Origin of the sequence: Turicibacter sp. KK003 (assembly GCF_037014675.1) — a bacterium.
Classification (GTDB): domain Bacteria; phylum Bacillota_I; class Bacilli_A; order MOL361; family Turicibacteraceae; genus Turicibacter; species Turicibacter faecis.
This window is the reverse complement of the sequence record NZ_CP142738.1, coordinates 981,537-995,966: the sequence shown is the minus strand read 5'-3', so window position 1 is coordinate 995,966 and position 14,430 is coordinate 981,537. Positions and strand designations below refer to the sequence as shown.

General features: G+C 38.5%; 12 protein-coding genes. 1 reads left to right on the top strand and 11 read right to left on the bottom strand.

What is annotated here, in order from left to right:
• Window position 1 precedes the first annotated feature (1 nt).
• The 7 genes from smc to VXM77_RS05005 form a co-directional block, all read right to left on the bottom strand.
• Window positions 2-3,577 carry a chromosome segregation protein SMC gene (gene smc / locus VXM77_RS05035; RefSeq protein ID WP_338507285.1) on the bottom strand — a complete coding sequence of 1,192 codons (3,576 nt, stop codon included), beginning with the start codon at window positions 3,575-3,577 and terminating at the stop codon, window positions 2-4.
• A 122-nt stretch (window positions 3,578-3,699) separates the two neighbouring features.
• Window positions 3,700-4,686 carry a serine hydrolase domain-containing protein gene (locus VXM77_RS05030; protein ID WP_161832728.1) on the bottom strand — a complete coding sequence of 329 codons (987 nt, stop codon included), beginning with the start codon at window positions 4,684-4,686 and terminating at the stop codon, window positions 3,700-3,702.
• A gap of 139 nt (window positions 4,687-4,825) precedes the next feature.
• A complete protein-coding gene (locus VXM77_RS05025) occupies window positions 4,826-4,987 on the bottom strand; it encodes a hypothetical protein (protein WP_202618802.1) in 162 nt (53 codons plus the stop codon).
• An 88-nt stretch (window positions 4,988-5,075) separates the two neighbouring features.
• A complete protein-coding gene (locus tag VXM77_RS05020; protein ID WP_161832729.1) occupies window positions 5,076-5,774 on the bottom strand; it encodes a restriction endonuclease in 699 nt (232 codons plus the stop codon).
• 74 nt (window positions 5,775-5,848) lie between these two features.
• On the bottom strand, window positions 5,849-6,220 hold the full coding sequence (locus tag VXM77_RS05015; RefSeq protein ID WP_161832730.1) for a YccF domain-containing protein: 372 nt from the start codon (window positions 6,218-6,220) through the stop codon (window positions 5,849-5,851).
• Window positions 6,221-6,262: 42 nt separating this feature from the next.
• Window positions 6,263-7,663: an aldehyde dehydrogenase gene (locus VXM77_RS05010; RefSeq protein ID WP_338507284.1), complete on the bottom strand. Its 1,401-nt coding sequence runs from the start codon at window positions 7,661-7,663 to the stop codon at window positions 6,263-6,265.
• A 50-nt stretch (window positions 7,664-7,713) separates the two neighbouring features.
• Window positions 7,714-8,616, bottom strand: a complete 903-nt coding sequence (locus tag VXM77_RS05005) for a magnesium transporter CorA family protein (protein WP_161832732.1) — start codon at window positions 8,614-8,616, stop codon at window positions 7,714-7,716.
• Window positions 8,617-9,029: 413 nt separating this feature from the next.
• Here VXM77_RS05005 and VXM77_RS05000 point away from each other — a divergent pair, with 413 nt between their 5' ends.
• Complete coding sequence (locus VXM77_RS05000; RefSeq protein WP_161832733.1) at window positions 9,030-9,776, top strand: hydrolase; 747 nt, start codon at window positions 9,030-9,032, stop codon at window positions 9,774-9,776.
• A gap of 51 nt (window positions 9,777-9,827) precedes the next feature.
• On the opposite strand, the gene VXM77_RS04995 is transcribed toward VXM77_RS05000, so the two are convergent.
• The 4 genes from VXM77_RS04995 to VXM77_RS04980 form a co-directional block, all read right to left on the bottom strand.
• A complete protein-coding gene (locus VXM77_RS04995; RefSeq protein WP_289461060.1) occupies window positions 9,828-10,772 on the bottom strand; it encodes an IS30 family transposase in 945 nt (314 codons plus the stop codon).
• Window positions 10,773-10,916: 144 nt separating this feature from the next.
• Window positions 10,917-12,158 carry an ABC transporter permease gene (locus VXM77_RS04990; protein ID WP_161832680.1) on the bottom strand — a complete coding sequence of 414 codons (1,242 nt, stop codon included), beginning with the start codon at window positions 12,156-12,158 and terminating at the stop codon, window positions 10,917-10,919.
• Between the two features lie 2 nt (window positions 12,159-12,160).
• Window positions 12,161-13,741 carry an HlyD family efflux transporter periplasmic adaptor subunit gene (locus VXM77_RS04985; protein WP_161832681.1) on the bottom strand — a complete coding sequence of 527 codons (1,581 nt, stop codon included), beginning with the start codon at window positions 13,739-13,741 and terminating at the stop codon, window positions 12,161-12,163.
• Window positions 13,738-14,430, bottom strand: coding sequence for an ABC transporter ATP-binding protein (locus VXM77_RS04980; RefSeq protein WP_161832682.1), 693 nt, complete (start codon window positions 14,428-14,430; stop codon window positions 13,738-13,740). The genes VXM77_RS04985 and VXM77_RS04980 overlap by 4 nt, the downstream gene beginning before the upstream one ends.

Below are 14,430 nucleotides of genomic sequence, written 5' to 3'. Positions count from 1 at the left end.
ATCACTTTTCATCATCCATATAATCAGAGACATTTTCCATTCGAACTGAAACAAGTTTTGTTACCCCGCGCTCCTGCATCGTCACGCCGTATAAAACGTCCGCCTTTTCCATTGTCCCCTTACGGTGTGTAATCACAATAAATTGTGTTTCTTTACTAAAGGCCTTTAAGTAATTAGCATAACGCGCAACGTTTGCCTCATCAAGCGCCGCCTCTACCTCATCCAAAACGCAAAATGGTACCGTGCGAACACGTAAAATGGCAAATAATAAAGAAATTGATGTTAAGGCTTTTTGCCCACCCGATAATAAATTAGATGTTTTTAACTTTGTACCTGGTGGCTGAGCAATAATTTCAACCCCTGTATTTAATAAATCGTGAGGATCCGTTAAAACAAGATCAGCCGTTCCACCACCAAATAATTTTTTAAAGATTTCAATATAATGTTCACGGACCGCATCAAACGTTTCTTTAAACTTAACGGTCATCTCCTGGTCCATTTCATTAATCGTTTCCTCTAAGGTGGCCTTGGCTTCAATTAAATCATCACGTTGAGTCGTTAAAAATTCATATCGTTCCCTTACACGCTCGTACTCTTGAATTGCCCCAAGGTTAATTTCGCCAAGCGCGTTCATCTGATTTTTAATGGTACGAATTCGAGCCTTCATTTCATCAATTGACCCCTTTAATGGGTAGTTTTCATTCGCATGGTCGAAAGTCATTTGATATTCTTCTTCTAGTTTATGAATCAAGATATCCATCTCGACGTCAATTTTTCCAAGTGTGACGTCTAATTGTTTTAACGATTCAGACATTTGTTGTTGGACCTTATGGCTTTCTCTTACCTCGCGTTCAAGCAGTTCTAATTCTTGACTAACCTGAGTTAAATTCATTCTTTCTGATTGAATTTGGCTTAAAATCTCTTCGCGACTTTCCTGATTTTTAACAAGATCGGCCTCTAATTGGATAACCTCATCATCATTTCCACTGATCGCTTGCTCGCTTTCCTCAATTTTGTTCAGTAACTCTTGGAGTTGCTGCTCTACCTGTTGACGTTCATCACTCAATCGTTCAAAAGTTGATGTTTCATTATGCAATGCCGTCTCAAGTTTAGCCACTTCAACCTTTAATTCCGTCATCTGATGTAATAATTGAGATTTTAACTCCTCTTGTTGCTCAATCTGATGCTCTAACGCCTCTAGAGTCGCCTTTTCTTCCTCAATACGATTTTCTAATTGTAGACGTTGCTCTGCTAATTCATTATTTTTTTGTACGGCTTGTTTCAATTCCGTCTCATACTCTACCCGCTCATCTTCAAGCATTTGTTCACGCTCTTGTTGGGATTTTTCTCGGTATTCAAAAGCTAACTTTTGTTGATTAACTTCTGCTAATTTATCTTTTAATCGTTCGCCCTCCGCCTGAACTTTTTGTAACTCTCGTTCCGTCTCTTTGACGGTTTCTTTCCATTGTTCTTGAAGTTGGCGCGATTGTTCCACTTCTCCTTCAAGCGTGGCTATTTGCTGTTTACACTCCTCAATCTCATTCTTTTGTCGTAATAAGGATGACCCTTGACGTTTGATGGCTCCTCCGGTCATGGCACCACCCGCATTAATCACATCTCCTTCTAATGTCACGATGCGATATCGATAATTTAACTGTTTAGCTAAATTTTTAGATGTATTCAAATCACGGGTAACAATAATACCCCCTAAAATATTTTCAATAATGTGACGATAACGCTCATCATACTCAACGAGCTCAGAAGCCACGCCAATGACATCGCGATGACCCTGGATTCGATTTCTAACATCACTCGGTAATACGCGTGGTTTGATCACATTTAACGGTAAAAATGTAGCACGCCCTGCATGATTTCTTTTTAAAAATTCAATCGCTCGCTTTGCATCATCATCCGTCGTTGTGACAATTTGCTGCATCACCGGACCTAACACAACATCCATCGCTAACTCTAATGATTTAGGAATCGTTACTAACTCAGCAACTGCCCCTTCAATCCCCTTAATCTGATTTTGTTCACGGGCCTTTAAAATCTTTTTTACCCCTTCGTTAAATCCAGAAAAATCCTTTTGCGCATCTTCTAGCCACTGCAATCGATTCGTTAATTTATCTAATTGATGCGTCAATTGCCGATGTCGGTTTGTCTCCATTTCCGACTGTTTCAACTTTTGTTGATATTCCTTATGTAACGTCTGATATTGATCACGCTTTTCCTTTAGCGTCGTTTCAAAATCACCATATTTTTTTATAAATGCCGATTGCTCTTCTTGTAAGGCTTCCCGTTCTATTCTTATTTTTTCCTCATCTTCAGCAAGACGTGTAATAATGTTTTCACTACGTGTAATTTGCTGACTAATCGTCTGGTATTGATTTTTAACACTTGATAGTTGATTCACATCTTTAAAATAAGACTCTCTTGTCGCCTCCAACTGACTCTTTAAGTTTTCTTCTAAATGCTGATATTCCTCGGATACCTTCGTTAATTGAGACTGGTGATGTTCAAGGGAGTCCCTTGTCTTTGAAACCCGAGTCTCAACCTCGAAAACGTGTGAAATAGATTGGTCGAGACGCTCCTTTAACTGCGCCTGTTGCATAGCCAACTCTTCTTTATTAAAGGATGCGTTTTTATGTCGTTCTCTTAGCACATCCCGTTGTCCCTGGAGTCGTTGAATACTTTCCGATGTCTCAACTAACCGGGCTTGTAATTCTTCAAGTTGACCCTCTTTGTGCTGCTTTTGTTGTTTTAACTCATCGCGTCGGCGTTCATCCGTTAAGATTTTCGTCTGAATACTTACATGTTCAAATTCAACATTTTTTCGTTCTTTTTTCGCATGGGCTAATTGATCGTTTAAAGTTTTAATGTCGTAAGCTAGCACACTAATTTCAGAATCGCTACATTCTTGTTTAAGCAATAAATACTTTTGTGCCTGATCCGCTTGCTTTCGTAAAGGTTCCACCTGATCTTCAATTTCAAAAATAATGTCTTGCACGCGACTTAAATTATCACTCGTTGACTCCAACTTTCGTGTCGCCTCTTTTTTCCGCATCTTATACTTTAAAACACCCGCCGCCTCCTCAATAATCGTGCGGCGCTCTTCTACGCGTGCCTCAACAATAGCCTTGACTTTGTCCTGTGAAATAATAGATAACGAATCATGTCCGATTCCGGTATCCATTATCAAGTCAATCACATCTTTCAAACGTACTTTCTGCTTATTAATTAAATATTCCCCATCGCCTGTTCGATAAACCCGACGGGTAATACTAACTTCCTCATAATCAATAGGTAAGCTATGGCAACTATTATCAAGGACGAGCGTCACCTCTGCAAAGTTCAAAGGCTTTCTCGTTGAGGTTCCCGCAAAAATAATATCCTCCATTTTAGCACCGCGTAAACTTTTAGCTGATTGTTCACCTAAAACCCAGCGTATCGCATCAGAAATATTACTTTTCCCTGACCCATTCGGACCTACTACAGCCGTCACGCCCTTTTCAAATTCAACGACTGTTTTATCTGCAAAGGATTTAAAACCAATTGTTTCTATTCTTTTTAAATACATATGTTTCTTCCTTTATCTACATTATTAACTTTATTATTATACCGAATGTTTGTCGTAAAATAAAGGGACAAGACGAGGGTTAAGATACGGAGTTTATAAACAGGTTATTAGTGAGGTGACCCTTACCGATTCAAAGCATTATAAAACTTCCCATGAAGCGCCCACACATCATGCTCAAAATTACTCATCAAGGTCATAGTCCGACACCTTTGACAATCATAGGAACTAATAAAACTCACGCCTGGATGGCTTCCCTGAATAAACGGAAGATATTGATGATCCCCTAACGCCTTTAACCAGACCCCATATCCATACCACTCTCCTTCTACTTGAGGAGATAGCATTTCACTCACCATTGATGGCGACAGAAGTCGTCCCTTTACAAGGCAAGTCCAAAAACGATCCATATCTTTCGCTGTAGTGTAGGCTCCACCTGCCCCGTTTCCTTTCACATCTAAACTATAAATATTACTATAATAGGTTTGCGATTCCTCTTCTAAACAATACCCCGTCGCACAATTTAATGGTAATCGGTCCAATTCGTAATACCCTGTATCCCCCATGTTACATGGAGTAAAAATCATTTTTTCCAAGTAGTGTTCAAATGGTTGCTTCGTCACTGCCTCAATTATTAAACTTAGGACAACATAACCTGCATGATTGTAATGAAACTTTTGCCCTTTTGGATAAACCATGCGTTTATGTAAAAATAAAGGGAGTAAATCCTCTCCACTCCTAATTCGATAATTCGGATAGTTTTCCCACATTGTCGCATAATTCTTCCCTAAGGACTCATCAAAATAATCGGGTAATCCTGAAGTATGTGTTAAAAGTTGACGGATGGTAATTGTTTTATCAATATGATGCCAGTCCATTGGCAATACTTCCCCCAATGTCTGATTTAGTGATAGAAATTTTCCTTCAATTAATTGTAAAATCGCAACGGCGATAAAAATCTTGCTTGCTGATGCCATGGAAAATTTGGTATCTAATCGATTCATTCTCTGATTAGCCAAATCTGACTCACCATAAGCCTGCTTAAATATCCATTTTCCATGTTCCTCAATGGAGATAACCCCTTTAAAATTATCTTGAACCAAATCATTCATTCACAATTCCCCTCCTTTATGCATTGATGACTCTCTTAAAATGTATTAAAAAACAGATTACTTCATGAATAAGCAATCTGTCTTTTATTAAATTTCAAATAAAAATCCTTATTCACCAATTCCTAGCCTTCCCCTTCACTCACATTCCTTTTCGCTCATGATCTGAAGATGATTTTAATATCTCATATTCATATTCATCCTCAAGATCACAATCGGCGCGTGATGCCACAACAAGACAACTGTATAAGGTAATTCCTATAATTCCAACGGCGGATCCTACAATAAAACCACTCCAAAACATGCCACCACCTCCCTTCCTCTTAGAGAGATTGTTCCAATCGCATTTATTTCCTACTTTCCTAATATATGCCTAAAGATTAAAAAAGGAATCAGGCAAAAAGTGTGGAAAATGAAGCGGTAGACTTCCCATCTTTTAATTCATCTAAGAGTTGATAAAATTCATAACCATTCATGGTTTCTACACCATTTCGACCGGCAAATAATAAGGCTTCTTCTTCGAAATCACTTGTACTGATAACGAGTGAAAGATCCGCCTGAACCTCATAATCCTTTACACTTCCATAAAATTCACGAATCTCATTTAAAGTGACTAATTCGCCTAAGGCAAATTCCAATCCTTCTGGATTTGTATATATATTTTCTATCATCGGTACCTTTTTGAAAATTTTAACGATCATTTTTTTCCCTTGATGCCAAACTGTTAAGTCATAACCTAACCGATCTGAGGGATGACTAACTTGAATATCAGAATACCCTAGTAACTCAAAACATCGCTTTAACAACTCACAAAACATCTCATCATTCATTTTAGAAAGTTGTTCAAACATGAGTAGCTGATTTAATTGAATTCGTCGTCGATCATTTTCCTTCGCATATTGTTCAACCGCTAACTTTCGCTGATTTTGCTTATACTTAATAACAAGTAAACTCATAATGGTTCCCATTAAGATAATAAGATACCAATCAAGCACCTGCCATGATTTTATCCAATCTGTAAAGCCATAAAAGAAATTAAATAAAACAAATGCAATAATTACATATGAAACATATACTATTCTTTTTTCCATCTTGTCCATCACCCCCTGTATTATAAACATCCATCCAACGTTCTAAACAAAAAAGATAAAAAAAACGCCTTATTTTAAGACGTTCTTCTTACTTCTTTTCCAAAAGGCATCAACGACAGGATGGCAAATTTAAAAGCTTGTAAAGCAAACGGGATTCCTACGATGGTCACCGTTAAAATAACGGCACTAATCAAGTTGGCAATCGCTAACTCTAATCCTCCGAAGACTACCCATAATATATTTAAAAGAAAAGTTCCCCCAGAATCATTTACCGTAACTACCTCCTTACCAAAAGGAGCTAATTGCAACGACGCGAGTTTAAAGCACTGGCGACCAATTGGAATTCCAATAATCGTAATACTCCAAAGAACACCAAAAAAACACCAAATAAGGGCGTTAACAAAACCGCCACAAATAAACCAAATCAAATTACCAAGACACGACATTTTCTCACCCCCATTCTCCATTTTATGCAACTGTACGCGTGTTTATTTCATTATTTTCTTAACCCACTTTACCCGGCTTCCATAAGGGGGAAATACCAAATGAAGCGGATAAGGGGGAAATACCAAATGAAGCGGAATCTTTGTTGAACGCTTCACCACCGATTTACTATAAGTAAAAGTATCAAAGCTTGCTTTTCCATGATATCTTCCTACTCCAGAAGTACCGACGCCCCCAAAGGGAAGTCGATGAGAAGCCACATGCGTCACCACATCATTAATACACCCTCCACCAAATGAATAGCGATGAATCAACGACTGAGCAAATGAATGACGTTCTGAAAAAATATAAAATGCTAAGGGGTGCGGATGTTTTAAAAGGCAAGCATCAATATCTGTTAACTCCCTATAGCTTATAACCGGTAACAACGGTCCAAAGATTTCTTCATCCATTAGTGAATCTTCCAATGTGACTTGACTAAAAACAGTGGGTGCAATATAACATTCCCGGATATCAACCTCTCCCCCACAATAAATTTTTAAGCGATTCTCTTCGATGAGTGAAGCCAACCGTTTCGTGTGCGATGAATTAACAATTCGTCCATAATCATCATTTTCTAACGGGTTTTCTCCATAAAAACATTGAATGGCCCTCTTTAATTGATCTAAAAAATCATCATAAACCTCTTCGTGAACCAAAACGTAATCAGGGGCTACACAAGTTTGTCCATTATTCATAAACTTTCCCCATGTAATTCGTTGAGCCGCTAATTTTAAATGGGCAGTTTCATCCACAATCACTGGAGACTTTCCACCTAATTCTAACGTGAACGGAATAAGTTGTTCACTCGCCTTTTGCATGACTAACTTACCAACACGGACACTTCCTGTAAAAAAGATATAATCAAATGGAAGTGAAAGTAAGTGTTGATTAACAGTAACACCCCCTGTGACAATGGAGATATAATTGGCATTAAATGTTGAACTAATTAATTGAACAAGAACCCTTTCAACCGTCGGTGTCAACTCCGATGGCTTTAATATTGCCCCATTTCCTCCCGCAATTGCCCCGATTAACGGCTCAAGCAATAACTGTACAGGATAATTAAACGGAGCCATAATTAAAACGACACCATACGCAGATGCATAAACAGTCGAGGAGCCAATAAGTTGCGCACTTTCGCTCCTAACCCGACGAGGACGCATCCACTTTTTTAGACGTTTTAAAGTATAATCGATGGAAGTATACAAAAAACCAATTTCTGCTGTATACGATTCAAAGTCTGGTTTCCCTAAGTCTTCTTTTAATGCGCGCATTAACTCAGGCTCATACTTCTTAATCGCCTCTTTTAAGCGTTTTAAAGCCTCTATTCGGTCAGAAAAAGATAAGGGCCCGTGCATCGATAAATAATTTTTTTGCTTAATTAGTTGTTCATTCACGTTCATTTAATCACCCTTCTTAATAAAAAAACCTCTGCATAGCAGACGTTTCTTTTCTACTTCCTTTTACGGTGGTTTTCCTTACGGTTAATATAAAATCCAGCCATCACTGTAATAATTAACGAAATAATAAATACGATTAAAAAACCGTACGGATTATTTTGAAAAGGAACAGGAACATTCATTCCCCAAAAACTTGAAACAACCGTCGGAACAGCGATAATTACTGAAACGACCGTTAAAAACTTCATTACCATATTTAGGTTATTTGAAATAATTGTTTCAAATACGTTTAAGTTACTACTTAAAATATTTCCATAAATTTTTGACATGTCAATCGCCTGTTTATTTTCGATGATCACATCTTCTAACATCTCGGACTCTGGCGTATCATTTTTCTCTAATTTAACCAAACGCTCTAGTACAATTTGATTAGAACGTAAAGAAGAAGACAGGTAAACTAAACTTTTTTGTAAGTCTAGCATCTCAATTAAATCTTCATTTTTCGGAGAGTGCCGTAGGGCGCGCTCAACTTGACTACTTTTTCGTTCAATAACCCTTAGGTATCCTAAATATTGGATCGAAATCGTATATAAAATTTGATATATATGAGCATTAATACTCGTTGTTGGCATTTTAAGCCTTTTGGTAAAGACATTTAATTCCCTCGTGCATAACGTCAGTAACATATGATTAGTCTTTACAATTCCTAGTGGAACGGTTGAATAATACGTATCCGACTCAAAAGAGACGGGAACGTCAACGATAATCATCGTAAAATTATCTTCAATTTGGACACGTGAACGTTCCTCTTCATCGAGTGCCGTAATCACTGTCTCATATTCTAAATCATATACTTTACACAATTCTTCAACCTCTTGATGGGTTGGATCAATCAAGTTAACCCACTCAAATCCTCCGCTAGCTAATGAATTAATAAAATTCACTTCACTTCTCATCGAATCACCTCTTATCATTTCTCCCGATGTCGATCAAGATGAGCTGACATCTTTAGGATTCGTTTAATTGTCCGTATGGGAATGGAATCTTCCACGTGATGTCACCTCCTCAGAATTATCAACATAATAAAAGAACAAAAACTGACATCTTCCTAGTCTTTGTACCTCCAAAAGAAATATAACAGGATGAATTTCCTTATTTAGTATACTACTAATCTAGTAAATTAGCCACTAAAGAAACGACCTTTTTCACTTTTGTCGTATAATTAGACCTCCCCCCCTCCTTTCTTTCTCTTTTCACCGCCAATTAGAAAACTTAAAATCATGAAATAAAAAAGAGTTCTCCTTAACTTTTGTCATTATTTTCGCTATAATAAAGATAAATGACGATAAAGAAAGGACGTGACGGCAACATGAATAAACCATCTATCCCTGAAAAAATTGTACCTGAGGTAACAAGCAACTTGCGTAAAAATTTCGTACGTGTTCCCGATGTCATTCGAAATGCGAGCGGAATCCGAATCTTTGGAAAACGATTAAAATCATTTATTTTTACAACAGATGTTGCAATTATAAAGAATACAAATGCAGATGCAGTTATTGCTGTCTACCCCTTCACTCCACAACCGACCATTACACAGGCCATTATGTCAGTTTCAGATATTCCGGTTATTTGTGGCGTAGGGGGCGGGCTCACCCATGGTACCCGCTCAGGTAATATTGCCTTGCACGCCGAATTCCAAGGAGCCATTGCGGTCGTGTTAAACGCCCCAACACCGCAAGAAACCATTGAATATGTTAAGGAAACCATTGACATCCCTGTTGTCGTAACCGTCGTCTCTGAACATACAGACGTTCAATCACGCATTGAAGCAGGAGCCGATATCTTAAACGTAAGTGGTGGTTCAAAAACGGCAGCGATTGTTCGTAAAATTCGCGAACAATATCCAACTATCCCAATTATTGCAACAGGAGGACCTACTGATCAATCCATCCTCGAAACCATTGCTGCGGGGGCAAACGCCATTACTTATACACCGCCAACTAACGGTGAACTGTTCCGGGTGAAAATGGATCACTACCGTGAAATAGAAAATAGTGTTCAACACCACGAACCGATCGATCGTATTCATGAAGAAGAACTTTCATTAACTGAATAATTGCCTTTTAGAGCCATCGTGACTGATGGTTCTTTTATTTATGACGAATTGTCAATACAAATGCGACAGTTTCTCATGAAATAGCTCGAATGAAGTTTTCCAACCTAAGCATTTTCGTGGTCGATGATTAATGAGGAGGAGGGCTTCATCAATCTCTTTCTCACTAACTCGTGCTAAGTCCGTCTTCTTCGGAAAGAATTCTCGAAGAAGACCATTGGCATTTTCATTACTTCCTCTTTGCCAAGAGGAATAGGCGTCAGCGAAGTAAACAGGAACCTTTAAATCTGCTTCTACTTTGGAATAACAAGCAAACTCTTTTCCTCGATCAACGGTATAAGTTTTAAAGGTGTCTTTAGGAAAATGTTCATATAACTCACTAATCGCTCGGTACATTTCAGATGCTGAGCGATTTTCGATTTTAACGGCGACATAAAATCGTGTTTGACGTTCAATAAATGTAGCTAAACATCCTTTACTTTTACCACGGCTTGAAACAACTGTATCAAGTTCCCAATGACCAAATGCCTGACGTTTTTTTACCTCTTTCGGACGTTGATGAATTGATGTCCCAATGTTAAATCGTCCGCGTGTTTCTCGTGGTTTTCGGCGTTTTCCCTTTTGCCTTAAACAGCTTAAATCCCCTAACAAAATCGTTCCGTCATAAATCCAACGATAAATAGTTTTGAATGAAATAACACCCTTTAAAACCGTATTAGAAATTTGTTCAGGCGACCAGGTTAACTTTAAATAATGTTGGATGGTTTGAATAACTTCTTCAGATTTGGTCTCTGGACGATGACAAACTAAGCGACGTTGCTCGGCTAATTCATCTGCTAGCTCTGCTTGATACGTCTTTTGAGTATTTCGTTTTAGTTCACGAGCAATGGTTGAATGATGACGATTTAATTGCCCCGCAATTTGTCTCGTTGAATAACCCATTTTTGAAAGAACTTCTATACGTGTACGCTCAAATGTGTTAAGATGTTTATAACTCATAAATAGATCTCCTTGTTAAGAATTTGGTGTGGTAACTTCATTCTATAACAAAGAATTCTATTTATGAGCTTTTTTTATTTGTCGCACTTAATATTACAATCTGTCTTATAGAAAAAAGTGTGGCGATCACCACACTTTTTTTCTTTATTCATGACGTAATGCATCAATTGGATTAAGGTTTGCTGCCTTCATTGATGGAAGCAATCCAAAAATTAGCCCGATTGCAATCGAAAATACAACTGATCCGACAGTAGCCGGAAGACTAATCGCTACCGGTGTTTGTGAAACAACGGAAATGACTTTGGCGAGTATAATTCCCGCTAAAATTCCCAAGATCCCACCTAAGCTCGTTAATACGGCCGCTTCCGTCAAAAATTGGGCTAAAATTACTCGTTTTCTTGCCCCAATAGCTTTCTTCAAACCAATCTCATTTGTACGCTCAGTCACAGAAACGAGCATAATATTCATAACCCCAATGCCTCCGACGAGGAGTGAAATACTCGCAATCCACAACAATTGCTGATTCGTTGCAGCACTTAATTCTTGTAATTGCTTCGCCTGTTCAAGAATGTCAATGGCCTGATAACTTAATGTACTATCCCAAAGCTCAGCATTTAAAATATTCGCACAATCACGTCCTACTGTTCCCATATAATCGGTATGACTCGCCTTAACCGCGACATGTTGGGGTTCATCGTATGCATACACAACCGGCCAAACAACATCTGGAAGAAAAATGTTACCACCTTGGTTTTGATGGTAGGTATAGTAATCATCAATCGAGTGAATAACAGGTTTGGATTGATTAGCCAATTCAACAACCCCAATAATAATAAACGGTTCCCCTCTTATCTCCAACGTCTGTCCAATTGGACTTTCACTTTGAAAAAGACTTGAAGCAACATCCTGATCGATAATCATATTTTTTCTAAATTCCTGGTAATCCGAATCAATAAAGAGGCGTCCCTGACGGATCACATAGCCCATAACGTTAAAATAATCCTCATCTATTCCTTTCACGCTCGGCCCTTCTAATAAGGTGCTCTTATAATAGATTCCATCTGCATAACTTCTACTCCGATACAAAGAGGCACCTTCTACATGCTCTATCGCCTTGATCTCTTCCAACGTAGCGGGAGATACTTCTTTCGTCCCATACGGAATCTGGTCTCCCTCGACTTCATATCCATCTTGACTCAACTTAACCTGTACGACATTATTCCCTGACCCAATCAAATTCTGTTTAATTTGCTCATTTGTCCCTTTAATCGTAGAAACAATGGCAATAATCGACGCAATCCCAATAATAATACCTAACATGGTTAAGAAGGAGCGCATTTTATGTGACCAAATACCTTTTAGTGATAGCCCAATATTTTCGATCATAGTTATTCCTCTCCTTCTAGCATCACCTTAGCTTTTAACCCGTCCTTAATATTTTTAGTATACGGGAAGGCTAAATGATCTTCCTCGTTTACTCCCGAAAGAATTTCGATATACGAACCGTAAATAACCTTTCCTGTCTGAACACGTTCTTTGACTAAACGTTTATTCTGATCCACCTTATAAACAAATTTTTGGCCGTGATCCTCGCCGACATAGGCCATGTCGATGTAAAGAGTTTGTCCTTCCTCTTGCGGCGATTTTAGTGTGACTGACACATTCATATTTGGGCTTAATTGTTGATTTCCTTCAATGGTTGCAACAAATGGATAACGTGACACTTTCGGACCCCAATCTTGATTATCTTCAACAGGGTAGGGATAAATCTCTGTAATTCGTGCTTCATAGCTCATCCCCGTTTCATAAGACTGGATATCTACTACTTGACCGACATCTACCTTAGCCAATTGATATTCATTGAGCGTTCCCTTTAAGTAAAAGCCCTCATCACTTGTGACCACAAGAAGCGGGGTCCCATCGTCTATTTTAGACTGATAATCCTCTACCTTTTTTACAACACCGTTGACGCTACTTCGAACGGTCAATTGTTCGATTTCTTTTTTGATTTGTTGCTCCTTTAAGAGCGCTTCTTTATAATCCAGCTCCAACCCTCTAACAGCTGACCGTTTCTCTTGAATCAATTGTTGAAGCTCCTCTTTTGAATAAGTATCTTCACCTTCTGTCCCATCTTGAACAGGTTCTTCGTCATCGGGTTGAGCAGCAGGAGGCTCTACCGAAATTGGCGGTTCCTCTTGACCTGGAACCTTCTCACCATCTGGCTCTAGGGTTTCATCCTTTATCAGGGATAAGTACTCTCCCACGCTCATTGAAACAAACCCCTCTGGAATTTTCAACCCTTCCCCATCAATTAAAACCGATTCTTTGTTTCCATCATCTGAAAGAACGATTAAATTTAATTTCATTGGGGCAAAAACGGTGGTTTTTCCTACCTCATCTAATCCCTTTAAACGATATAAAAATGAAACATGTAACCGGTCTTTTTGATGAGCTTCTACTTGATACGTTCCATCCTCTAATGGGAAAAATTCGGAGTTATAATTTAACCCTTCTTTCGCATCCATCCCCTCTTCCTGAGACGCTGTAACTGTCTTCGCCTGGTTGCTTCCTATCGCAAAAGAACTCATCGATTGTAAGTTTTGCAACTCTTTTTTTGCCAACTGAATTTGAACATCTAACCCTTTAACTTTAGATTGTTGAACCTGTAATTCTAATTCTTTCAAACTTCGGTCATAAACAATTAAGGGGTCACCTACTTGTACCCGATCTCCCTCAGCAACTAAAACCTCTTTAACTGTTTTAAAATTCTCAAGCATGACCTCTTGGGTCATATTCGAGGCAATATACCCTGAAGATTCTTCTAAATCCCCCCACCATGAGGTACTTAAGTGGGCGACGGGAATCGTTTCAATTTCATTTGAACGCATAAATGTTAGATAGCAACCTATCCCTCCTATTAAAAGGATAAAAAGCATACCACCGAACATAAGTAATTTCTTCTTTTTCACCATTCCCATCTCCCTTTAACAGCCGAATGAATGAGCTCACCGTCTAAAATTGCAATCTGTCGATTCGCTGCCTGCGCTACCTTTGCGTCGTGAGTAATCATAACAATAGTAACGCCTTCATCATTTAATTGTCTAAATAAGTCCATAATTTGTACCCCTGATTTACTATCTAACGCTCCTGTTGGTTCATCTGCTAACAAAAGAGATGGATGATTTACAATTGCTCGTGCAATCGCAACGCGTTGCTTCTGCCCACCTGATAATTGCGTAGGCTTAAAATGAAGCCGATCACCGAGTCCAACCCTTTCAAGTGCCTGTATCGCGCGCCGACGGCGTTCACTTTTAGGAATTTTGGCATACGTCAAGGGTAACTCAACATTTTCAAGCGCACTTTGCGAAGATAAAAGTTGAAAATTTTGAAAAACAAATCCGATTTCATTTAATCGCAAGTCCGAAAGTTCGTCCTCAGATAAAGATAGAACATCTTTTCCATTCAAAAAGTAGTCACCCGATGTTGGCAAATCAAGACATCCTAAAATATTCATCAGTGTCGATTTTCCTGAACCCGAAGGTCCCATAACGGCGACATAATCACCCATTTCAACTGAAAAATTTATATTTTTTAACACTTCTACTTTTAATTTATCCTGAAAATAATTTTTTTGTATATTTTTCGCCTCTAATAGCAT